The organism is Arthrobacter sp. P4_F10, assembly GCF_056401435.1.
In genome coordinates this window covers 102040-125322 of the sequence record NZ_JBFUJJ010000001.1, presented here as the reverse complement: position 1 = coordinate 125322, position 23283 = coordinate 102040, and the positions used below count along the sequence as shown (strand labels likewise).

Below are 23283 nucleotides of genomic sequence, written 5' to 3'. Positions count from 1 at the left end.
TGCTACCGGCGGCGGGATGCCCGGATCTTCCGGACTGCTGCCGGAAGGCCGGCCAGCCCGCGGCGCCAGCGTGCAACGTGGGCACTGAGGAGCCCGACGAAACTGTCGTCCAGATGAAGGTCGCGCTCCCGCAATGTTTGCCGTGGGGGGAAGACCGCACGGGCGAGCACCAGAGGCTTGACCCGCCAGGGGCTTTCGATGAATGAGACCAGGTAGGCCGTTCCGGGGCCCTGTGCGGAAGTGCGGTGGCGCCACTCCTCGCTGACAGTTTCCTGTAGGGCCGGCAGATCTCCAATGCCCAGATCGGCAAGGAGCGGTTTCAGCGCCGCCGTCGCCTGTAGCTCGTCGCTGAGATCCACGATGTCCTGGTGCATGCTGGGGTCCACCCGCTGGAGCAGCCCTGAGTACTCGCGTTGATGGCGGGGATTATCCATGGAGCGCAGGCTGTGCAGCGCCTGAAAGATCACCGCCGCAGGGATGGAAGGAACTGGCACGGGCCTGGCCGCCATGACCAGGTAGTCCCTGTCGCGCCAGAGCGTGTCGAAGGCACTGCCGGGTGAGGCCTCCATCCCGGGAAACCTGTCATGCACGTCGATATCGCAGTTCCACTGCGGGTGATACAGCGTGCGGGAGTGCGAGTACGGGCGAACCACTGTCACACCGGATGGCCGTTCGAGCCAGCCCCTGCCGCCCAAGGCGCCGACGATTCCGTTCAGGTCTTCCGGGCGGACCAGGGCGTCCACGTCCGCCGAGACGTGATGTCCGCGCAGTCCCATCATGGTTGCCGCGGGACCCTTGATGAACAAAACCTGAAGTCCGGCTGATGCTGCCACGTGGTCCACGAGGGCCGTGGCCAGGAGGACGGCTTCATCTTGGTGCAGGGTCTCTGCGCTGCCCATCAGCTGGCACCTTCGTCTCGAGGAGACGAAGTGATCGTTCCGGTGCTGCTCAGGGTGCGGATCAGGCCCATCACATCCCCGTGGATGGCCCCTGCCTCGGTGGCGTAGTCGCGGGCAAGGCACTCGATGAGTTCCGCCTCGGTTCGGACGCCGTCCAGCGCGTTCCAGACGGACGCGGCCGTCCCAACCAAGATGGACGGCACGTGTTGCTCGAAGTGCAGGACGGCGACGCGATCGCCGTCGGCACTTTGGACGCAGGCGACATCGGAACTGACGCGCCATACCTGTTCTGTCATGAGACCTCCGCCGACACTAGAGAGGCCATAAAGCATCACGCGGGCCTTCGCAAGGCTTCATGCTACCGCGCAGCTGGCAAGTTGTTTCGCGCCGGTGACCGACTTAGATTTAGGCATGACCAACAACGCCGGGGACGAAGCCGCCCTGCAACTGCAGGACCTCCTGATGGGAACAGAGAACGTCGAGGACTTCCTCGGCCGCCTCGCTGAATTCTCGGCCGCCACACTCAGCCAGGCCGCCGGCGCGGAGATCGAATGCGGCGTGACGCTGCAGCGCCGGAAGAGGACCATGACGGTGGCGGGGAGCAGCCCCCGGGCCGTCATCCTGGACCGCATCGAGCAAAGCCTCGGGGACGGCCCGTGCATCGCGGCGCTGCGGACCAAGTCCGTGGTCCTGCTGGCCGACGTCGATACCGATCAACGCTGGCCGGAGTACCAGCGGCAGCTCGCGGCCCATGGCTGCCGCAGCACTCTTGGCGTACCCCTGGAAATCGGCGAGGACGCGGCCGCGGCCCTGAACTTCTTCGGCTCTGACACCGGTATTTTCACCGAGGCAATCATCACCGAGGCCTTCGGCTTTGCCGACCTCGCCGGCCGGTCCCTCCGCCTGGCCGTCCGGATCGGCACCGCGCAGTCACGGGCCGAGGACCTGCAGGCCGCCATGGAGCACCGCACGTCCATCGACCTGGCCTGCGGCGTCGTCATGGCCCAGAACCGCTGCTCCCAGGACGAGGCCATGGGCATCCTGACCAGGGTGTCCAGCAACCGGAACCAGAAGCTCCGCGACGTCGCTGCCGAAGTCCTGCGGAATCTCACCAGCGGGGAAGTCCACACGCACTTCGACGCCTGAGCTCCCCGGCGCCCCGCCCGCCCTAGGATGAAGGGGATGACCACCACACAGACCGCACCCTTCAGCCTCCGCAGCATCGCCGTCCCGGCCTTCGGCCCGGCCCTGCTGTTCTGCATCGGCGAGGGCGCCATCCTGCCCGTGGTGGCACTGTCCGCCCGTGACCTCGGCGCCTCGGTGGCCGTCGCCGCGCTGGTGGTCACCCTGATCGGTCTGGGCTCCTGGTTCTTCAACCTCCCCGCCTCGCTCATCACGCTGAAGTTCGGCGAACGCTGGGCCATCGTCGGGGCCGCGGCGGCCAGCGCCGTCGCCCTGGCCGCCGCGGCACTAGCTCCGCTGGTTCCTGACGGCCTCTGGCTGCTCGCGGCGGCCATGGTCGTCGTCGGCATGGCCGCGAGCGTCTTCAGCCTGGCCCGGCAGAAGTACCTGACCGAGGCCGTGCCCGTGATCCTCCGGGCACGGGCCCTCTCCACGCTCGGCGGCGTCAACCGGATCGGCATCTTCATCGGACCCTTCATCGGCGCAGCCGTGATGCAGTTCGCCGGCATCACCGGCGCCTACTGGGTAGGCGTCGTCGCCATGACCGCGGCCGCCCTCCTGTCGGTGACCATCCCGGACCTCGTGGCCACGCCCGCAGCGGACGACGGCGTCCCCGTCCAGCAGGCGACGCTGCGCAGCGTCGCCGTGTCCCACGCCGGGGTTTTCCTGACCGTCGGCCTGGGGGTGCTGCTGCTCAGCGCGCTGCGCGCGTCCCGGCAGGTGGTGATCCCGCTCTGGGCCGAGCACCTCGGGATGGACGCCACGCAGGCATCCCTGATCTACGGGCTATCCGGCGCCATCGACATGCTGGTCTTTTATCCGGCCGGCAAGCTGATGGACCGCAAGGGCCGGCAATGGGTGGCCATTCCATCGACCCTCATCATGGGCACGGCGATGCTGCTGATCCCGCTCAGCACCGGCTTCGCGGGCCTGCAGCTCGCGGCGCTCCTGATCGGCTTCGGCAACGGCATCAGTTCGGGCCTGAACATGACGCTGGGGGCCGACTTCTCACCCAACAACGGCCGCGGCCAGTTCCTGGGCATCTGGCGGTTCATGGCCGACGCCGGGGCCACCGGAGGCCCGGTGCTGCTTTCCGGCGTGACCGCCGTGGCCTCGCTCGGGGCGGGCGTGGCCGCCACCGGCGTGATTGGCTTCGCAGCCGCCGCGGTCTTCGCCGTGACCATTCCCCGGCTCAAACACCGCCGGAACTACTGAGCGCTGCCGACGCAAAAAGCGACAAGCAGGTAGCGACTACTCGGGTGATTGCTAAGTGGACTTAGTAAGGTCGGGCCTGTGCGCCGGTGCATCGAGACCGGCCATGCGTGGGGCGGCACGAGCGCCCCGTCAGGGTTCGCCCGTGATCTTTTTGCAGCGCATGGTCTCCGCCCGGATGGGTGATGCGTTTCGACGCAAAGTATGAGGAGATACACATGTTAGGAAAACAGTCCCGCTGTTCGCGCCCCTGGCTGCAACAGCAGCCCTGCTTCTGGCCGCTTCGCCCGCAAGTGCAGTCACCGAGCCGGATGTGACCATTCCCGCCTCGGAATCGTGTGTCGGCTTTGATCTTGGCCTTACGGCCACGGGCGGCGAGATCAAGGAAATCCACTTCAGCAACGGCAACCTCTACAGGGTGGGCACAGGAGTCGTCCTCACCTGGTCCAACCAGGGCCTCAACGGTTCTGGGAGCAACGGGAAGACGTACACGGTGAAGACGTCCGGTTCCGTGGCCAGGTATGTCAAGAACCCGGGCGGACTGTCCTATACGCTCACCCTCACCGGCCACAACGGGTTTATCTTCTTCTCGACGGACGCCACAGGTCCCGGGGCCTTCCAGTACACCGGACGGGTGGTGCTCACCGTTGACAACCCGGTTGGCAATAACGTGACATCCGTGGACGCCAGGGCGGGCAAAGCCGTGGACATCTGCGCACGCCTCAGGTAGCCATCCCAGGATCCCCCGTAGGCCCGGGCGCGCCGCCCGGGCCTACGTGCGCCGCGCCACCGTTCCTGGCGCAGGGGGCACGCGCCGGCGTCGTACCGCATGACCAAACAGCCAAATGCCGGCCACGGTGGCGAGGTAGCCGGCGATCACGATCAGCGAGGTCCCGGCCCAGAAGTAGGTGGTGGTGCTGCCTTCCTGGCCCGCGCCTGAGGTGACGATCAGCAGCGAAAAGGCGGCCACAGCAGCGGCGGCGAGTGCTGCCAGCAGCGGCAGCGTCAGCCACAGCCGGGCGGAGGCCCAGTGCCCGTCGTAACCGTCCCAGACGTTCCAGCGCGCCCCCTTGCGGATGATCAGCCAGCCGGCCGGGAGCATAAACACGGCCACCACGAGGAACGCCGCAACGACGTCGGCCGGACGGTGCCACTGGTTGATCAGGGTGGACACCCCGGTGGCGACGGCGAAGCTGCCGCCCAGGAAGCCTGCCAGCGGCCGCCAGCGCGGCGAGACCATGAGGAACACGGCGGCCGCGGCCGAGGCGGCCATGGTGGTGTGGCCGGACGGCAGCGAGTTCAGCTCCAGCGTCTCGACCCCGCGGTACGGCCGGACGGGCACGAGGTCCTTGAGGATCTGCGTGGCCACGTTGGCGCCCACGCAGGCCGCGACGGCAATCCCGGCCGTGGCCCAGCGCCGCCGCAGGATGGTGACAAAAACGACCACGATCGACGCGATCACCACAGAGAGCGCCGGCAGCCAGTCAAGGAGCTTTGTCGCGGCTTTGCCCGCCGTGCCGCTGAGCTCCACGGCTTCAACCAGCGCCGATTCGTCGATGAACTGTCCCGTGGTGGTGCGGACAAAGAAGAAGTAGGTGGCGGCCAGCGCAGCGGCACAGGCAACCGTGGCCAGCACGAACAAAGCGGCCGTGCCCTTGCCAGGGGACCACTCCGCCTGCGGATCACGCGTTCTGCCGGCCTGCGTCTTTGGCTCCCGGGTGGGTGGCGCCTGAGTTTTTAGCACCTGCGTTTCCGGGATCTGCGCCTCAGGGACTCGGGCAGACGGGTCCCATGGGGTGCGTTCCTGCCGAAAAGTCATGCCATTAAGGCTCCCACAGAACCCTGCACGTCACCTGATTGGCCCGGCGCGCGGCGTGGGGAGTAGTGACCGGACAAGAAGCCGAGTACCCGCTACTCGTGCCGCGCAGGAATAGGCTTCATAGAGTCGACAGTGCCGGCGCGGCACGTCCCCGGCAATACGCTCCTTGAGCGGGGCCGGCTGAGACGAGTTTCCTGGTCCAGGAAACTCACCCCCAGTCGACGCCGGCCCAATCAAGGACCCCAGAGACGCGCAGCCGCATCCCTGCCCGGGGCCGATGAACAACTCCTTGCCGGTGCCCAGCCCGCGGCCGCGGTCGCGTCGGTCGCTTGGAGGCAGACCCGGTATGGGAGGATGTTCCGGTGACTTCCCGCGACCCCTCCCAGCTCCGCCGCCCACGCGGCCGCCGGTACGTGGGGCTGGCTGTGGCGGTTTTGCCGCTGCTGATGGGTATGTCTGCGTGCTCTGCCCCTTCTCCGAGCATGTCCTCCGGCTCGGTGAGCGAGGCGCCGGCATCGGCTGAGAAGGTATCGGCTGTCCCGTCCCAGGCAACGGCGGCGACGTCGCCGTCCGGTTCCGCAACTGCTGCTGCCTCCGGTGTTCCCCGTGCTGTGGAAGCGGCCCTGCAGACCCTGCTCGCGTCATCGCCGCAGCCGAGCCGGGAGCAAATCCGCAAGAGCCTTTCCGCGGCCGGCTTTGCCCCGGCCGCGGTGGAGGTTTCAGCATCCCGCACGCCCACGGGACTGGCAGCCGACGCCGTCGAGGTTGGCGTGTTGAGCGGTACCGACTGTGTGATGGCGCAGCTCCGGTCCGGAACTGTGGAATCGTCAGTCTTGCCGGTTCTTCCGAACGGGCGATGCTTCATTGGCAGCGTCCAGCGGTAGTCACCAGGAGGGGCATGTCAAAGGTACTGAACCGCCGCGCTACGGTTGCGCAAGAAACTAAACGCACCCGCCGGCGTCGTTCCCTGCTGGCCGTCCAGGTCGCGGGCGAGCTGCTGATCACCCTCGGCGTGATTGCCGTGCTCTTCGTCGCCTGGCAATTGTGGTGGACCAACGTTGAAGCCGACGCGGCCCAAGGGGCTGCCGTGAAGCAGTTCGTGCAGGAGCACCAGGCACCCGCAACGAATGACCCGGCCGCCACGGCACCGGCGGACACCACGGCAGCCGCCGCCGTGCCGGTCGGCAAATCGCCGGGTCACGGACAGCCGATCGGGGTCATCTACATTCCCCGTTTCGGAGCCGACTACAGCAGGCCGATCATCGAGGGCACCAGCCAGGACGTCCTGGACACGCTCGGTCTGGGCCGCTATCCGGGCACGGCCATGCCGGGGGCCCTGGGGAACTTTGCGGTCGCAGGCCACCGCCAGACGCACGGTGCGGTGCTCGACAACATCCACACGCTGGTGCCCGGGGACAAAATCTATGTCCAGACCGCCGACGGGTTCTACACCTATGTCTTCCGGAACCAGGAAATAGTCCTGCCGGACCGGACCGATGTGCTGGCACCGGTGCCGACCCAGCCCGGCGCAGAGCCGCAGCAACGGATTTTGACCATGACAAGCTGCAACCCGCGCTTTGGTGCCCAGGAGCGCATCATCGCGTACTCCGTTTTCGATTCATGGCAGCCGCTCAGCGCGGGGCCTCCGGCGCCCATCGCTAAGCAGCTCGCCGCGCTGCAGGGGAAGGGCTAGACCGTGTACCTTTGGCTTTTTCGGCAACTGCCCGGGCCTCTTTGGCTGAAGATCATTCTGTCCGTGGTGATCCTTGCGGGAGTCCTGGTTGTCCTGGACCAGTTCGTGTTTCCCTGGATGGCTGAAGTGACGCATCTGACCGACGCAACCGTCGGGCAGAGCTGAGCGCGGCACAACCATGAGCACAAACCCGTTTCCCCCGCCGCCGGCCCGGCGCCGTCCGGAGGAACCCCGCGATCGGCTCCCCGCGCTGGAGGAACTGCTCGCCGGCGCCCACGTGGTGAGCCTGCCGATGCGGGTGAAGTTCCGCGGCATCCTCCAGCGCGAAGCCCTGCTGCTGAACGGCCCGCTGGGCTGGGGCGAATTCTGCCCCTTCCCGGAGTACGGCGACCAGGAAGCGTCCCGCTGGCTCGCCGCCGCGATCGAGGCCGGCTGGCAGGGCTTTCCCGAGCCCCTGCGGACCAGCATCCGCGTCAACGCGACGGTTCCCGCCGTCGCCGCGGACCGGGTCCCGGAAATCCTGGCCCGCTTCGGCCGGGTGGACGCCGTCAAAATCAAAGTGGCCGAGCCCGGGCAGAACCTGGACGACGACGCCGCACGGGTAGCCGCGGTCCGCGAGGCACTCCCGGACGCCGCGATCAGGGTGGATGCGAACGGCGGCTGGGACATCCCGGCCGCCGTCGAGGCGCTGACCCGGCTCGCCGGCGTCGGGCTGGAATACGCCGAACAGCCCGTGCCGGACATCGCCGGCCTCGCCGAGGTCCGCCGCCGGCTGCAGGCCGCCGGGATCCCGGTGCTGATCGCCGCGGACGAAAGCGTGCGCAAGGAGGACGATCCCCTCAAAGTGGCCCGCGCCGGCGCAGCGGACCTGATCGTCGTGAAAGTGGCGCCGCTCGGGGGAGTGCGCCGGGCACTGGACATCGTGGCGCAAGCCGGGCTCCCCGCCGTCGTCAGCTCGGCGCTGGACACCTCCGTGGGAATCCGCGCCGGACTGGCGCTCGCCGCGGCGCTGCCCGAACTGCCGTACGCCTGCGGGCTGGGTACCGTGTCCCTGCTGGCCGCCGATGTCACCCGGGACCCGCTGGTTCCCGACGACGGCGCCATCCGGGTCCGCGAGGTCGCCGCCGATCCGGAGCTGCTGGCGGAGTACGCGGCCGCGCCGGAGCGCCGCGACTGGTGGCTGGAGCGCCTGCGCCGGGTCCACGCGGAGCTGGCTGCAAGCCAGTGACGCCAATGGTTGAGAGTAAAGTGGAGGCGGACGCGGCGAAGTAGCCGCCGAAGATAGCTTTGGAGCGGAAGATTCGTGATGACCACCTCGGTACCCCGGCAAGTTGACGCGCTGGCTACGGCAAAGCGCGCGGAGGGCCAGATGGTTGCCCAAAAGGACGGGCTGCTCCGGATCGTGCAAGGCCTGCGGCGGGTCGATACGGGGACCTATGCCCTCCGCATCCGGCTGGCCGAGAATCTGGGGATCGGGACGATCGACATCAACGCGATGGCCTTTGTGGGCGAGGTGGACGGCCTCACTCCCAAGGATCTCGGTAAAGCGCTGAACATCACCACCGGGTCCGTAACGGCCATGGTGGACCGCCTGGAATCCAAGGGCTTCATGGTGCGGAAACCCAACCCCACGGACCGGCGTAGTGTGCTGTTGCACCTGAGCCCGGAGGGGACCGGCGCGATGCAGTGGGCCAACGACCACTTCGCCGCAGCGGCCGCGGCCCTTCTCCAGGAATCCTCCGAAGGCAGCATTGTGAACATCGCCGAATTCCTCGAGGGCATTGGCCAGCGGCTGATGGCTGCCGCCAGCGCCCCGGAAGAGACGGACAGCTAGCCTCCAGGCAGGGGTTCGCCGGTGACGCTTCCTCAGTTTGTCCCGTGAGTTCACCTGGACTTCATTTGGGAGACGTCTCTCGGTAGACCGCGGCTGGAAGGGTGGGCGCGACCGCAACTCACCCCATGGAAGGTCTCTCCATGTCTGTCTCCTCCGGACGCACATTCTCCCTGCTCCCCATGCTTGGCCGCACCAAAGGCAAGCGAAGCCCCGTGACCTGCGCGCTGAAGTGCGACAACGCCTGCTCGGGCGAGGTCTGCAACACCAGCACCAACAGCTACTTCCGTGACATCGCCTCCGCCACGATGTCCCGCCGCGCCGCCCTGGGCTTCGGCGCCGCCGGCGCGCTCGCCGTCGCCTTCGGCAACGCGGTGACATCTGCCGGATCCGCAGCCGCCGACGGCGGCCCCGGCCTCGCCGCTGCCGCCAAGGAAGGGTTTGGCAAATCCAAGCTGCAGTTCACCGCCATCGCTCCGGTGGACGCCGCCGTGGACCAGTTCACCGTCCCGGCCGGGTACACCTGGCAGCCGGTCATCCGCTGGGGCGACCCGCTCTTCAAGGACTCGCCGGCCTTCGACCTGGACCGCCAGAGCGCCGGGGCGCAGGCCCGCCAGTTCGGCTACAACAACGACTACACGGACATCCTGCCGATCGCTGGCTCCAAGGACCGCCGGGCCGTGCTCTTCACCAACCACGAATACACCAACGAGTCCATCATGCTGCCGGCCGGATTCGACGCCGCCGAGACCCGCGCGATCGGCCGTGCAGCCCACGGCCTCACGGTGGTCGAGCTGGAGCGCGCGGACACGAACCAGCCCTGGCGCTACGTCCAGGGCGCCGGACTGAACCGCCGCTTCCTGACCGACACCACTTACGAGCTCGACGGTCCGGCCGCCGGATCCGCGCTGCTGAAGACCGCCGCCGATCCCTCCGGCCGGGCCATCAAGGGCACGCTGGGCAACTGCTCCGGCGGCACCACCCCGTGGGGCACCATCCTCTCCGGCGAGGAAAACTTCAACGGCTACTTCGCCGCGCCCGGAACCTCTGACGCCGACAAGCGCTACGGCCTGACCAGCAAGCCCACCGCCCGCCAGTGGGAACTGGATGACCCGCGCTTCGACACGCGCAACCCCGGCTACGCGAACGAGGCCAACCGCTTCGGCTGGATCGTGGAAGTGGACCCGTTCGATCCCTCCTCCACGCCCCGCAAGCACTCCGCGATGGGCCGCTTCAAGCACGAGGGCGCCAACGTGATCGTCGCCAAGTCCGGCCACGTGGTGGCCTACATGGGCGACGACGAGCGCTTCGACTACCTGTACAAGTTCGTCTCCAGGGATCAGTACCGGGAAGGCGACCGCGCGCACAACCTGACCCTCCTTTCGGAGGGTGACCTGTACGTCGCCAAGTTCACGGGCAATTCCCCGGCCGCCGGGTTCGACGGCGCGGGCAAGCTTCCGGCCGACGGAGCCTTCGACGGCGCAGGTGTTTGGCTGCCCCTCGTGGTCGGCGGACAGTCCAAGGTGGCCGGGATGTCCGTGGAAGAGGTGCTCGTGTACACCCGCCTCGCCGCCGACAAGGTGGGCCCCACCAAGATGGACCGCTGCGAAGACGTCCAGCCCAGCCTGCACACCGGCAAGGTCTATGTGGTCTGCACGAACAACGCGGACCGCGGCAAGCCCGGCAAGGAAGGGGCCACCGAGGTCAACCCCCGCACCCTCAACCGCGACGGCCACATCGTCGAAATCACCGAGACCGGGGACCAGACTTCCACCACGTTTGGCTGGAACCTGCTGATGGTCTGCGGCGATCCGGCCAAGAACTCCACCGCCTACTTCGCCGGGTTCCCCGCCAGCCAGGTCTCACCCATCTCCTGCCCGGACAACGTGGCCTTCGATTCCGTGGGCAACCTGTGGATTTCCACGGACGGCGCGCCCTCCAGCATCGGCTACGCCGACGGGCTCTTCAAGGTGACCCTAGACGGTGCAGAACGGGGCAAGGTGGAGCAGTTCCTCGCCGTCCCGCGCGACGCCGAGACCTGCGGCCCGGTCATCCACGACGACGAACGCACCGTATTCGTTGCCGTTCAGCACCCGGGCGAGGAAGGCACGTTCGCCGAACAGCACTCCTACTTCCCGGACTACGTCGCCGCCGGCGCGACGCCGAAGCCCGGCCAGGCGCGCGCCCCGCGTCCGTCCGTGGTCCAGGTGTTCCGCACCGACGCCTAGGGTCTCTGAGGCTGCAGAGCTTTCGACGCTACAACACAGCAACGGCACAACGCTACGCACGTTTGGCGCGTTCCGGGCCGACGCTCCCTCACGTTCCGCAGTTCGACGGCGGGATGTGAGGGAGCGTCTGTTTGCTTTAAGCCACCTGGCAGCGAGTGGTTCCGAAGGCGAACCAAGTGTGGGTCCGTCCAAACTCGGGTGCACGCCACTGCTGTGGTGCAACGATTCTGTCCGTAGTCTACGACTTGTTCGGTAGATGGACTAGGTGGGGAGCGTTTCTGACATGGAGATCACAAGAAGAACCCTGTTTGAGGCCGGCGCTGCGGCGGGCGCAGGTCTGCTACTGGCGCCGGTCATCACATCGGCAGCCTCTGCGGCCGTTCCGCCGGGGGTCACGCCTTTCACCGAGCAACTCCCAACGCTGGCGAACCTGGGCGTGATCGATGCTACCGGCGGTGGCAGCGCAACCGTCGAGATGGTCAATGCAACTCATCAGTTCCACAGTGCGATGGCCGCGACACCGACGTTTGCCTACCGGGGCGGTACCGTCTCGCAGAACTACCTTGGCCCCGTCATCGTGGCGAAGCAGGGTGTTCCGTTCGACCTGACAGTGGTAAATAGTCTCGGCGCTCACCCGCTGGCTTCCGCCATCGACTACGACCTGGCTGGCGTCGTCGTCGCCGACGCCACCGGCCCACGGGCCTCCGTGCACCTGCATGGTGGGAACACCAGCCCGGGCAACGACGGCGACCCAACCGACACCTTCGCCACTGGCGCATCGAAGACCTACCATTACGGGAACACGCAGGAGGCCGCCGGCCTCTGGTATCACGACCATGCCCTGGGCATCACCAGGCTAAACGTGTTCGCGGGACTTGCCAGCGGCTATCTTGTTCGCAACGGCGATGACCCCGGCGACGGCACCACCGGTCTGCCACCTGCGCCGTTCGAGGAGCCGCTGGTAATCCAGGATCGTATGTTCAACGCCGACGGCACCTTCCTCTACCCGCCAAACGTCAATCCCGGGACAGCCGGCCGGCCGTGGGCGCCCGAATTCTTTGGCGACGTAGCTACGGTCAACGGCAAGGCTTGGCCAAACCTTAACGTCGCCCGGGGCAAGTACCGGTTCCGCGTCTACAACGGGTCGAATGCCCGTTTCTACAATCTCAATCTCAAGTCCGCAGGCCGGGCCAGCACGTTCTTCCAGATCGGCTCGGATGGTGGCCTGCTCAACGCGCCCGTTAGCCTAAAAACGCTATTGCTCGGCCCCGGTGAACGGGCCGACATCGTGATCGACTTCGCCGGGCTGAAGCCGGGCGCCACGGTCGTTCTCACCAACGACGCCCGCGCGCCGTTCCCGGGAGGGCCGCGCGCACCTAAGCGAGGCGGGTTGCCCCTTTCTCAGATCATGCAGTTCTCCGTGACAAGTGCACCCGGGTGGACAGCACCGCTGCCCCCAACTCTGCGCGCCGTGCCCATCGCACCTTTGGCCACCGCGGCCCGGCCGGTTGCAGCCATCCGGACCATGACGCTGGTCGAAAACCTCAACAGTTTGGGTTCTCCACTCATGGTGGTGCTGAACAACAGGACCTTTGAGGCCCCGGGTGCAACCACAACGGTCGGCACAAACACCCTCGAACAGTGGGATCTGGTCAACACCACCGTCGACGCTCACCCGATCCACCTGCACTTCACCCAGTTCCAGGTGCTCAATAGGCAGAAATTCGACTCTGCGGGCTACCTGGCCGCCAATTACGGGCCCCAACCGGTGGCTGTCAACTCCGGTTCGTTTCCGCCACCACCAGTTGCCGCGTTCCTGAGAGGCGGACCGACGGCGCCCCCCGCCAACGAACGGGGGTGGAAGGACACCGTCATCGCCATGCCGGGGGAGGTCACCCGAATCGTTGTACCCTTCGGCGCGAACGCTGGCGGCTCCGTAACCGCTTTCCAGACCTCGTTCACCGGGCCTTACGTATGGCACTGCCACATCCTGGAGCACGAGGATAACGACATGATGCAGCGCTACGTCATCGCCTAGGCACCCCGCCTGTCCGTAGTCCACACACAGCAACGCGGGGTCAGATCCGGGATATCTGACCCCGCGTTGCTTCTGGGGCGGGGCGTCGGGGGAGGGGCGGAACTGATAATTTGAACAGTGTGAATAATCCCGCCGAATTGGTTGTCCCCAGAGTCCAGGCTGCAATTGCCACCGCGTTTGGCGAAGAGTTCCGGCACACGGACCCGGTGGTCAGGCCCTCCCAGTTCGCCGACATCCAGATCAACGCCGCCATGGCCCTGGCTAAGAAGGCCGGCCTGCCGCCACGCGACGCCGCCGCGAAGATCGTGGAAGCCCTGAACCTGGACGGCATCTGCACCAGCGTGGAAATCTCCGGGCCCGGCTTCATCAACCTGAGCTTCGACGGCACGTGGATCGAGGAACTGCTCAATGCAGAGTCGGTCCAAGCCGCGTCCAAGGCCACCGCGGTCACGCCGGCTGCGACGCCCCAGCGCGTCGTCGTCGACTATTCCTCCCCGAACGTCGCCAAGGAAATGCACGTCGGCCACCTGCGCACCACCGTGGTGGGGGACAGCCTCGTCAAGGTGCTCGAAGCCCTCGGCGACACCGTGATCCGGCAGAACCACATCGGCGACTGGGGCACCCCCTTCGGCATGCTGATCGAACACTGGCTGGAGATCGGCGAGGACTCCCCGGAGGCGGCGCTGCTGGTGGAGGACCCCAGCGCGTTCTACCAGGCCGCCCGGGCCAAGTTCGACGCCTCCGCCACCGACGAGGACGGCTTCGCCACCCGGGCCCGGCTCCGCGTCGTCGCCCTGCAAGGCGGCGACGCCGAGACCTTCGCCGTCTGGCAGCGGCTGGTCGCCCAGTCCAAGCGTTACTTCAACGCCATCTACTCCACCCTGGGCATCAGCCTCACCGATGACCACATCGCCGGTGAAAGCTCCTACGACGCGCATCTAGCACAGCTGTGCCAGGAACTCGAGGAACGCGGCCTCGCCCGGATCAGCGACGGCGCCCTGTGCACCTTCCCCGCAGGCTTTACCGGCCGCGACGGGCAGCCGCTGCCGCTGATCATCCGCAAGTCCGACGGCGGCTACGGCTACGGCACCACGGACCTCGCCACCATCCGCTACCGGGTCCGCGACCTGGAAGCCAACCGGATCCTCTACGTCGTCGGCGCCCCGCAGAACGTCCACCTGCGCATGGTCATGGCCACCGCCCGCGACGCCGGCTGGCTGCCGGACGCAGTCCAGGCCGTGCATGTGCAGATCGGCAACGTGCTCGGCGAAGACGGGAAGATCCTCAAATCCCGCTCCGGTGCCCCGGTGAAGCTCATGGCCCTGCTCGAGGAGGCCGTGGACCGCGCCCGCGCCGTCATTGACGCCAGCCGGCCCGAGCTCAGCGAGGACGAACGTGCCGTGACCGCACGGCAGGTGGGCATCGGCGCCGTCAAGTACGCCGACCTCTCCACCGGCCACGACACCGAGTACGTCTTTGACTTCGACCGCATGCTCGCCCTCAGCGGCAACACCGGACCCTACGTGCAGTACGCCGCCGCACGGATCCGCTCCATCCTGCGCAAGGCCGGGGTGCTGGAGCAGATGACCGGCGGCCCCGACGCCCTGGCAACTGGCATCACGCCAGCCGGCACCCAGGCAACTGGCCTCGCGGCAGCCGGGGAGGGCGGGCCCGCCACGGCGATCGCCGTCGTCGAACCCGCAGAACGCGCGCTGGCCCTGCACCTGCTGGAGTTCGACGCGACGCTGAACAAGGTCCGGGACGCGCTCGAGCCGCACCGGCTCTGCGGCTACCTCTTTGAGCTCGCGCAGCTGTTCACGACCTTCTACGACCAGTGCCCGGTGCTCAAGGCCGAGGAATCCGTCCGGGACTCGCGGCTGGCCCTGTGCGCGCTGGTGCTGCGCCGCCTCTCCGGCGGCCTGGAGCTGCTGGGCATCGAAACGCCGGAGAACATGTGAGTCCGGGGGATGCCGCTGCCGCCTCGTCCACCCCCGGCGGACTGACGGCGGTGGAGGCGGCGCGCATCGCCGTCGACACGTTGCTCGCCGCCGGTGTGCGCCAGATGGTGGTGTCCCCGGGGTCACGCTCGGCGCCCATGGCCTACGCCCTGGCCGAGGCCGAGGCCGCCGGACGCGTGGAGCTGCTGGTCCGGATCGACGAGCGCTCGGCCGGCTTCACGGCCCTCGGCCTCGCCCTGTCCGCCGGAGCCCCCGCCGCCGTCCTCACCACGTCCGGGACCGCCGTCGGCAACCTCCTGCCGGCCGTCATGGAGGCCAACCACGCCGCGGTGCCGCTCGTGGTCATCTCCGCCGACCGGCCCGAGGAACTGCGGGGGACCGGTGCCAAYCAGACCACCGTGCAGCTGGACCTTTTTGGCGAACACGTCCGCTTCGCCGTCGACGTGCCCGCGGGCAGCGATCCGCAGCGCGCCGTGGACACGGCCCTCAGCGCCGCCACCGGAGCCTTCGAGGACGCGCCTCCCGGGCCGGTGCAGGTGAACCTTGCCTTCCGCGACCCGCTGGTCCCGGCCGCGGACGACCGACTGCCCGCGGCGGCCGGACGCGGCATGTACCGTGCCGTGCGGAACCCCCTGGCACTGGACTTTCCGGCCGCGTCAACGGCCCTGCCGGAGCGGCGCACCGTGGTGCTGGCCGGGCACGACGCCGGTCCGGTCGCCGAGGCCTTTGCCCGCGCTCACGGCCTGCCGCTGCTGGCCGAGCCGTCCTCCAACGCCCGCTTCGGCCCGAATGCCGTGGGGCCCTACCGGCTGCTGATCGAGCACTTCGGCCCGGACTCGGCACAGCCGATCGAACGTGTGGTGCTCTTCGGCCGGCCAACGCTCTCCCGGCCGGTGAGCGCGCTGCTGGAGCGGGCCGACGTCCCCTCCGCGCTGTACCAGCCGGTTCCGGTGGCCTGGTACGAACCGGGCCGCCGCACCGAACTGCCGCTGGAAACCCTGGCGGACCTGGCGGAGTTCGCCGGGCGCGGGGCTGCCGCGTGGCTCGATGCCTGGCTGCTGGCTGGAGCCGCCGCCCAGCATGCCGTGGACCTGATCCTGGCCGCGTCCCCCGCAGCGACCGGCCCGTCGGCGGGCGCAGAAGTCTGGAAGCACGCCCGCGGGCAGCTGGTACTGGGCTCCTCGAACGGGATCCGCGACGTCGACCTCGCCGGGGCGCCGCCCGCGGAACCGCAGGCCACCATGTTCGCCAACCGCGGTCTGGCCGGGATCGACGGCACCACGTCCACCGCCACGGGGATCGCGCTGGGCGGGGGCCATGAAACCACCGTGCTCATGGGGGACGTGACGTTCCTGCACGACGCCGGGGGACTCCTGCTCGGCGCCGGGGAGGCCGAGCCGCAGCTGCGGATCGTGGTGCTCAACGACGCCGGCGGTGCCATTTTCGGGCTCCTGGAGCACGGGGCAGTCGCCGCGGCGGGGCGCTACGGCACCGCCGTCGAACGCCTGTTCGCCACCCCGCACCGGGTGGACCTCTCCGCGCTGGCCGCGGCATACGGCGTCACGCACCGCCGGGTCGGCACGACGGCGGAACTCGCCGAGGCGCTGTCCGGGCCGCTGGAGGGCCGCAGCATCATCGAAGTACGCACGGACCGGCACCGGCTCGGGGAACTGCACCGCGCCATCCGGGCCGCGGTGGCCACCGCCGTGGAAGGCCTCCCGCAGACCTGACGGCAGTGCGCCGGGCACCACGACGCGCTCCGTGCCCGGCGCTGCGCAAAATACCGGCCGACACCCGAATACCCGCCACGTCAGGTAATGTGCGCGTCGCGGAAGCGAATGCGCGTCGCTGGACGGAATGCGCGTCGCGGGTCGGAAAGCGCGTCGCCGGACGGAAAGCGGGTCGCCGGACGGAAGGCGGGTCGCCGAAGGGAATGTGCGCCGGGTTGTCCACACTCGGGCAACCGGTCATGGCGCCGCCGATCCCAGGCTGGGATCTTCGTTCCATGAACGAGTTACCGAGACTGATCCTGGCCCGCGAGCACGTCCAGCAGGGGCTCACGCCGAAAGAGCTCGCCAAACGCTGCCGATCGAGCGCGCTCGTCCGCGTGCGGCATGGCGTCTACGTCGACGGGGAGGCGTGGCGGGCGCTGCAGCCTTGGGAACAGTACCGGCTCCGGGTTAGCGCTGCCGCGGAGACGTTCACGGCCCCGACAGTTTTTGCCTGGCACTCCGCCGCGTCCGTGTGGGGAGTTCCAACCATTGGCCAGCGTCATCCGGTCCATGCGCTGACGCTTCAGAACGGTGGCGGACGCTCGCGTGCGGGAGTGCGGCGGCACTACGCAGGCCCGGACGGTCTCAAAGTGTTCCGGCGCGAAGGCCTCCTGGTCACGGGGAGGGTCCGTACGGTGCTGGATCTGGCTGCGTTCACGCCGTTTGCTCAAGCAATCGTTCCCTTGGACCATGTGCTCAGGCCGGACGCAGCGCAGGGGTTGCCCGCGCTCTCGAGGGAAATACTGCTGGCGGGTGTCGACGGCAATTACACCGCTGCGGCTGCGCGGCGGATCAGGACTGCCGTGGAGTTCGCGGATCCGCGGTCAGGGTCCCCGGGGGAGTCTTACAGCCGCGGGCTCATGTGCGTCGCCGGATTCCAGCCGCCGGAACTTCAGCACGAGGTCCGGGACGGCGCCGGTCTCGCGGGCTACACCGACTACTACTGGGACACTGCCCGGCTGGTGGGCGAGTTCGACGGCGTCGAGAAATATCTGAAGCCCGAATACCTTCGGGGCAGGACCGCATCGCAGGCCGTCGTGGACGAGAAAGAGCGCGAAAACCGGATCCGGGCCACGGGGCTCCGAGTACTGCGGTGGGTCTGGGCGGATCTCATGGAGCCGGGCCGGCTGGAACAGAAGCTGGCCGCGTTTGGTGTACCCCGCCGTCGAGCCCGTTCCGCAGCGTGGCCATGACACGCAACCCTTCTCACGACGCGCAAATGCCCTGGCGCTACCGGAATAACGGTAGCGACAGGGCATTTGCGCATCGACAGGTAACTTCCGCGTCGGGCTACAGCACCCGGCTCAGGAACTCCTTGGTGCGGGGGTGCTGCGGGTTGGCCAGGACCTCCCGCGGGTCGCCCGACTCCACCACGATGCCGCCGTCCATGAAGGTCAGGCGGTCACCGACCTCCCGGGCGAAGCCGATCTCGTGGGTCACCACGATCATGGTCATGCCGGACTTGGCGAGGTCCTTCATCACGTTCAGGACATCGCCCACGAGCTCCGGGTCGAGCGCGGACGTGGGCTCATCGAACAGCATGAGTTCAGGGTCCATGGCCAGGGCCCGGGCAATCGCAACGCGCTGCTGCTGGCCGCCGGAGAGCTGGGACGGGTAGTGGCCGGCGCGGTCACCGAGCCCCACTCGGTCCAGCAGCTCGAGGGCCCGCTTCCGCGCCACGGTCTTTGACTGGCCCTTGACCTGGATCGGGGCCTCCATGATGTTCTGCATCGCCGTTTTGTGCGGGAACAGGTTGAAGCGCTGGAACACCATGCCGATTTCGCGGCGCTGGGCGGCGATTTCCTTGGTCTTCAGGTCATGGAGCCTGCCCTTGACCTCGCGGTAGCCGATCAGGTCGCCGCCCACCGAAATGCGCCCGGCACTGATGGTTTCCAGCAGGTTCACGCAGCGGAGCATGGTGGACTTGCCCGAACCGGACGGGCCGATCACAACCGACACCTCGCCCTGGTTGACGGTCAGGTCGATGCCGCGCAGCACGTGGTGCGTGCCGTAGTACTTGTGAAGGCCCTCGATCTTGACCAGCGGCTGCTCTGTGGTGATCGTCATTTCGCCTCCTCCTCGGGGAAGTCCATTTTCAGGTCCGGCTCGGCCTCGGCGCTGGGCGCCACGGCGGCGGACGCCTTGGCAGCGGCGGGGTTGATTGCCGCCGGAACCCGGTTGTCCACGCCCTTGCCGTAGTGCGCCTCAATGAAGTGCTGGCCCACCATCAGGATGCTGGTGATGACGAGGTACCAGAATGCGGCGACAATCAGGAGCGGAATGGGAAGGTAAATCCGGTTGGCCAGGGCGTTCGTCGCGAAGGTCAGATCCAGCGTGAACGGCACCGCCAGGACCAGCGACGTGGTCTTCAGCATGCCGATGGTCTCGTTGCCGGTGGGCGGCACGATGACGCGCATGGCCTGCGGCAGGATGATCCGCCGCATGATCTTGCCCTTGGTCATGCCGAGTGCCTCGGCAGCCTCACTCTGACCCTGGTCCACGGATTTCAGGCCAGCCCGGAAGATCTCTGCCAGATACGCCGATTCGTTGAGACCCAGGCCAAGGATGGCAGGGATCAGGCCGTGCGTGGGGTCCGAGGTCACCCAGGTGAAGGTTGCAGGACCAAACGGGATTCCGAGGACGATCGTCGGATAGAGGACAGTGGCCAGTCCCCAGAAGAGCAATTGGGTGTACACCGGGGTGCCGCGGAAGAACCAGACCCACGTCCAGCTGGACCAGCGGAACACAGGGTTGTCAGACTGCCGCATGAAGGCCAGGAGGATGGCCAGGACGATCGCCAGGACCATGGAGGCAAACGTCAGGAACAGGGTCCACATCACGCCCTGGATCACCTTGGTGTCCAGGATGTAGGTGCCCACGACGTCCCAGCGGAAGTTGGGGTTCGTGAACAGGCTCTGCAGGAAGGCGAGAAGGAACCCGACGATGATGACGGCGCTGATCCAGCGGCCGGGGTGCCGCACCGGTACCGCATTGTTCAGTACCGGTGCTGCGTGACTGTCCTGATGGCTGTCCATCTCTGCCCCTGCTGTTGGTGGGGTTGTGGGGAGGCTCAAGATGCGGCCGCCGGGTTGACTTCGGACGTGGTGATGGCACCGTCAGCGGCGCCCCAGCCGTCGAGGATCTTCTTGTAGGAGCCGTTTTCCATCAGTTTGGTGACGGTCTTCTGGATGACGTCCGCCAGGGCCGTGTCGGACTTGGCGACGGCAATGCCCTGCGGTGCGGCGTCATAGACCTCGCCGAGCTTTTCGAGCTGGCCGCCGGTCTGGGTCAGCGCGTAGCCGACGATGGGGGAGTCGGCCGCCATCGCATCGATGCTGCCGTTGACCAGGCGGGTGGTGATATCCGTCTGGGTCTTGAGCGTCACGATGTTGATGGGCTGCTTGCCCTCGGCCAGGCACTTCTTGTTGCGGTCAGAGAGGTCCGGATCCTCCTGGATGGTGCCGGTCTGCACGCCGACGGACTTGCCGCACAGGTCATCGAGGGAGACGTTCTTCGGGTTGCCCTTCTGCACTGCCCAGCCGGTACCGGCCTTGTAGTAGCTGACCATGTTCACCGCGGCAAGCCGCTCCGGGTTGATCGTGAAGGAAGAGATCCCGAGATCGTACTTCGGGCCCAGGGCCGGAAGGATGCCGGTGAATTCGGCAGTCTGGACCTGGACCTTGAGGCCCAGCGCGGCGCCGATCGCCTTGGCGATGTCGACGTCGTAGCCCACGGCGGTCTGGCCGTCGGTACCGAGGAATTCTGCGGGCGCGTAGGTGGTGTCCGAGCCCACGGTCAGAGTGCCTTTGGCCTTGATCGCCTCAGGCACCATGGCCGCCAGGGCATCGTCCTTCTGGACCGTGCTGGGGTCAAAGCTGGCCGCGGCGCTGCCGGAAGGGGTGGCCGCGCCGCCGGTCCCGGTCTCGGAGGCGTTCGTGCAGGCCGTGAGGGCCAATGCGCTCACGGCGAGCACCGTGGCGGCCTTGAGTGCGGGGTTGCTCAGGAGCGAACGGGAGATCTGCATTTTCTTACCTTTTTTTGCAGGAGGGATGCGTATTCAAGTCGATTTAAAAAGTGTATCGCCGACAAAGAGATGTACGTCACAGAAAACTAAGTTTCACTATTGGATAACTAAACCAGACCCAAATGCAATATCTCCACCGCCCGATCTGTCTGTAATCCCGGATTCCTGCCGATTGGCCGGCGTCGTTGGCCTCCCCGTTTCGCCAACATCACCAGCGCCACGAGCATCACCAGCGCCAATAGCCTCACCAGCCTCGCCGGCCTCGCCGGCGCCGCCGGCTAGCTGCTGATGCCGAGCGATTCCAGCATAGGGCGGAACTTCGCCCACGTCTCGGCGAGCTCGGTCTCGGGGACGGAGCCGTCCACCACGCCGCAGCCCGCGTAGAGCCGGACCGTCTGCGGGGACTCGATGACGGCGCCCCGCAGCGCGATGCCCCACTCGCCGTTGCCGGCCGCGTCCAGCCAGCCCACCGGCCCGGCGTACGGGCCGCGGTCCAGGTGTTCGAGCTTGCGGATCAGCGCCCCGGCCACGGTAGTGGGAGTGCCGCAGACGGCGGCGGTCGGATGCAGTGCGTTGATCAGGGCCAAGCAGGTGGGGACGTGGCCTTCCACCTCGGCCAGTTCAGCCTTCACATCGGACGCCAGATGCCAGACGTTGGGCAGTTCCAGGATGAACGGCTCGCTGTGAGCGTTCATGGCCTCGGAAAACGGGGCAAGCTGCGTGGTCAGGGACTGGATCGCGATGTCGTGTTCGTGCCGCTGCTTCTCGGAGCCGGCCAGCACCCGTTCGGCGAATTCCATCGGGGACCCCGCCTTGCCGTCGGCATCTCGGCGGTCCAGCGTGCCGGCCAGGACGCGGGCCTGCGCGGTGCGGCCCTCCACCTGGATCAGCATCTCCGGCGTGGCCCCGACCAGCCCGTCCACCCCGTACGTCCAGCATTCGCGGTACCTGGCCGACAACTCGCGGAGCACCGCGGCGGCGTTGACGCCGGTGGGGACGGTGGCCACGACGTCGCGGGCCAGCACCAGCTTCTCCAACGCACCGGTCCGGATCTCCTCGACGCCCGCGGCAACGGCGGCCATCCAGTCTTCCTCGCTGAGCGAGCCGGTGTGCAGGGTTGCCCCTGCCGCCAACGGCAAAGGCCGTACGACGGCGCCGCCCGCCTGTGCTGCCCCGGGCAGCGGGTCGTCCACCTCGGCGCAGTCTGTATTGGCACCGGTGCTGCCATCGGTGCCGGTATTGACGCTGGTGGTGCCAAGCCAGCGGTCCAGGGCGGCCCGGGCGCCCGCCTCGGTGAGTTCGCCGTCGTCAAGCGTGAGCTGGGTCAGCCAGGCCTGGCCGTCACGGAGCCCCACGACGATTTCGGGGACCAGCAGGCGGGACTCGTGGGCAGAAACTTTGGAGAAGGCGAAGGAGCCAAAGGCCACCGGACCGGTGCCGGGGCAGTCCACGGCGTCCTCGATGTCCGCCTCCAGGACCAGGTGGCGCCACCAGATGTCCGCTTCCAGGAACCGCTCGGGGCCGGTGGCTGTGAACCTGGCGATCTCGCCGAAGCCCACGAGCCCGGCCTCGCGGCGGGTCCAGCAGAGGACATCGTCCCGGACCAGAAACGACGGCAGACCCCCGGGGAAAGTTTCGGCATCGAGGGGGACTGTCAAGGTGCGGAACGTRCTCGTCATGATGGCATAACACTAGCCCGTGATCGCCCATACCGTGGATAAACAGGGTCCGGCACGGCATGAACGGGGCGGCGGCGGCCGTTCCCGCAGGTGAAAGCCGCGTTGATTCGCGCGCCGTTCGTGGGGGAGCCGATCATTTGAGACAATGGCTGGGTGAACCGAGCATCCTTGGATAAGCGTCCGGACGAAGTAGCCACGATGTTTGACGACGTCGCACCCAAATACGACGTCGTCAACGATGTCCTGTCGATGGGGCAGACGCGGCGTTGGCGCAAGGTGGTGGTGGAGGCCGTGGGCGTATCGGCCGGCCAGCGCGTCCTGGACCTCGCCGCCGGCACCGGCACGTCCAGCGAGCCGTACGCCGACGCCGGCATCAACGTCATCGCCTGTGATTTCTCCCTCGGCATGCTCAAGGTCGGCAAGCGCCGCCGCCCGGACATCGACTTCATCGCCGGGGATGCCACCCGCCTGCCGTTCGCGGACAACACCTTTGATGCCAGCACCATCTCCTTTGGCCTCCGCAACGTCAACGAGCCCAAGAAGGCCCTGGCCGAGATGCTGCGGGTCACCAAGCCCGGCGGCCGGCTGGTCATCGCGGAATTCTCCCAGCCCGTGGTGCCGCTCTGGCGCACCATGTACACCGAATACCTCATGCGGGCCCTGCCCGCCATCGCCGTCAAGGTCTCCTCCAACCCAGACGCCTACGTCTACCTCGCCGAATCCATCCGCGCGTGGCCGGACCAGGACCACCTCGCGGCCTGGCTGCAGGAGGCTGGCTGGGAATCCGTCACCTACCGCAACCTCAGCGGCGGCATCGTCGCCGTGCACCGGGCCCAGAAACCGCTGGCCGGCCCCACAAGCGATCCCGCCGCCGGCGCCGCCGCGCTGGCAGCCCACACCGGACCCGTGGCCAAGCTGCGCCGCAACATCACCCGGCCCGGGCGTTAG

General features: G+C 67.7%; 20 protein-coding genes. 13 read left to right on the top strand and 7 right to left on the bottom strand.

Going from position 1 to position 23283, the window contains the following annotated elements; translation table 11 throughout:
- Window positions 1–2: 2 nt before the first annotated feature.
- Together AC1DR1_RS00590 and AC1DR1_RS00585 are read right to left on the bottom strand one after the other, a co-directional pair.
- Entirely contained in the window at window positions 3–899 is an 897-nt protein-coding gene (locus tag AC1DR1_RS00590) for a nucleotidyltransferase family protein (protein ID WP_476992006.1), read from the bottom strand.
- Window positions 899–1195 (bottom strand): PqqD family protein, encoded by a 297-nt coding sequence (locus tag AC1DR1_RS00585; RefSeq protein ID WP_476992005.1) that lies wholly within the window; start codon window positions 1193–1195, stop codon window positions 899–901. Before AC1DR1_RS00585 ends, AC1DR1_RS00590 begins: the two co-directional genes overlap by 1 nt.
- A gap of 115 nt (window positions 1196–1310) precedes the next feature.
- On the opposite strand from AC1DR1_RS00585, the gene AC1DR1_RS00580 reads away from it, so the two are divergent.
- The 3 genes from AC1DR1_RS00580 (at window position 1311) to AC1DR1_RS00570 (ending at window position 4023) form a co-directional block, all read left to right on the top strand.
- Window positions 1311–2045: a GAF and ANTAR domain-containing protein gene (locus AC1DR1_RS00580; RefSeq protein WP_476992004.1), complete on the top strand. Its 735-nt coding sequence runs from the start codon at window positions 1311–1313 to the stop codon at window positions 2043–2045.
- 36 nt (window positions 2046–2081) lie between these two features.
- Window positions 2082–3296: an MFS transporter gene (locus AC1DR1_RS00575; RefSeq protein WP_476992003.1), complete on the top strand. Its 1215-nt coding sequence runs from the start codon at window positions 2082–2084 to the stop codon at window positions 3294–3296.
- Window positions 3297–3606: 310 nt separating this feature from the next.
- The gene (locus AC1DR1_RS00570) at window positions 3607–4023 is read left to right on the top strand and encodes a hypothetical protein (RefSeq protein WP_476992002.1); all 417 of its coding nucleotides are present in this window, start codon (window positions 3607–3609) and stop codon (window positions 4021–4023) included.
- A gap of 42 nt (window positions 4024–4065) precedes the next feature.
- Here AC1DR1_RS00570 and AC1DR1_RS00565 read toward each other — a convergent pair whose 3' ends face one another.
- Window positions 4066–5112, bottom strand: a complete 1047-nt coding sequence (locus AC1DR1_RS00565; protein WP_476992001.1) for a phosphatase PAP2 family protein — start codon at window positions 5110–5112, stop codon at window positions 4066–4068.
- A gap of 362 nt (window positions 5113–5474) precedes the next feature.
- On the opposite strand from AC1DR1_RS00565, the gene AC1DR1_RS00560 reads away from it, so the two are divergent.
- From AC1DR1_RS00560 to AC1DR1_RS00520, 9 genes are all read left to right on the top strand, one after another.
- On the top strand, window positions 5475–5996 hold the full coding sequence (locus AC1DR1_RS00560) for a DUF6993 domain-containing protein (RefSeq protein ID WP_476992000.1): 522 nt from the start codon (window positions 5475–5477) through the stop codon (window positions 5994–5996).
- A 14-nt stretch (window positions 5997–6010) separates the two neighbouring features.
- The gene (locus tag AC1DR1_RS00555) at window positions 6011–6805 is read left to right on the top strand and encodes a class E sortase (RefSeq protein ID WP_364745262.1); all 795 of its coding nucleotides are present in this window, start codon (window positions 6011–6013) and stop codon (window positions 6803–6805) included.
- A gap of 178 nt (window positions 6806–6983) precedes the next feature.
- Entirely contained in the window at window positions 6984–8033 is a 1050-nt protein-coding gene (locus AC1DR1_RS00550) for an o-succinylbenzoate synthase (RefSeq protein WP_476991999.1), read from the top strand.
- A gap of 78 nt (window positions 8034–8111) precedes the next feature.
- A complete protein-coding gene (locus AC1DR1_RS00545) occupies window positions 8112–8639 on the top strand; it encodes a MarR family winged helix-turn-helix transcriptional regulator (protein ID WP_476991998.1) in 528 nt (175 codons plus the stop codon).
- A 140-nt stretch (window positions 8640–8779) separates the two neighbouring features.
- On the top strand, window positions 8780–10864 hold the full coding sequence (locus tag AC1DR1_RS00540) for a PhoX family protein (RefSeq protein ID WP_476991997.1): 2085 nt from the start codon (window positions 8780–8782) through the stop codon (window positions 10862–10864).
- A gap of 283 nt (window positions 10865–11147) precedes the next feature.
- Entirely contained in the window at window positions 11148–12902 is a 1755-nt protein-coding gene (locus AC1DR1_RS00535) for a multicopper oxidase family protein (protein ID WP_476991996.1), read from the top strand.
- Between the two features lie 119 nt (window positions 12903–13021).
- Window positions 13022–14860, top strand: a complete 1839-nt coding sequence (gene argS, locus AC1DR1_RS00530; protein ID WP_476991995.1) for an arginine--tRNA ligase — start codon at window positions 13022–13024, stop codon at window positions 14858–14860.
- Complete coding sequence (gene menD / locus AC1DR1_RS00525) at window positions 14857–16590, top strand: 2-succinyl-5-enolpyruvyl-6-hydroxy-3-cyclohexene-1-carboxylic-acid synthase (protein ID WP_476991994.1); 1734 nt, start codon at window positions 14857–14859, stop codon at window positions 16588–16590. Before argS ends, menD begins: the two co-directional genes overlap by 4 nt.
- A 275-nt stretch (window positions 16591–16865) precedes the next feature.
- Window positions 16866–17825 carry a hypothetical protein gene (locus AC1DR1_RS00520; RefSeq protein ID WP_229995329.1) on the top strand — a complete coding sequence of 320 codons (960 nt, stop codon included), beginning with the start codon at window positions 16866–16868 and terminating at the stop codon, window positions 17823–17825.
- Window positions 17826–17922: 97 nt separating this feature from the next.
- Here the strand turns inward: AC1DR1_RS00520 and AC1DR1_RS00515 are convergent, their stop codons facing one another.
- The 4 genes from AC1DR1_RS00515 to AC1DR1_RS00500 form a co-directional block, all read right to left on the bottom strand.
- Entirely contained in the window at window positions 17923–18699 is a 777-nt protein-coding gene (locus AC1DR1_RS00515) for an amino acid ABC transporter ATP-binding protein (protein ID WP_229995330.1), read from the bottom strand.
- Window positions 18696–19667 (bottom strand): amino acid ABC transporter permease, encoded by a 972-nt coding sequence (locus AC1DR1_RS00510; RefSeq protein WP_476966204.1) that lies wholly within the window; start codon window positions 19665–19667, stop codon window positions 18696–18698. Before AC1DR1_RS00510 ends, AC1DR1_RS00515 begins: the two co-directional genes overlap by 4 nt.
- A gap of 35 nt (window positions 19668–19702) precedes the next feature.
- A complete protein-coding gene (locus tag AC1DR1_RS00505) occupies window positions 19703–20656 on the bottom strand; it encodes an ABC transporter substrate-binding protein (RefSeq protein ID WP_229995332.1) in 954 nt (317 codons plus the stop codon).
- A 278-nt stretch (window positions 20657–20934) separates the two neighbouring features.
- Complete coding sequence (locus AC1DR1_RS00500) at window positions 20935–22335, bottom strand: isochorismate synthase (protein WP_364745284.1); 1401 nt, start codon at window positions 22333–22335, stop codon at window positions 20935–20937.
- A gap of 153 nt (window positions 22336–22488) precedes the next feature.
- On the opposite strand from AC1DR1_RS00500, the gene AC1DR1_RS00495 reads away from it, so the two are divergent.
- Window positions 22489–23283, top strand: a complete 795-nt coding sequence (locus tag AC1DR1_RS00495; protein ID WP_229995334.1) for a demethylmenaquinone methyltransferase — start codon at window positions 22489–22491, stop codon at window positions 23281–23283.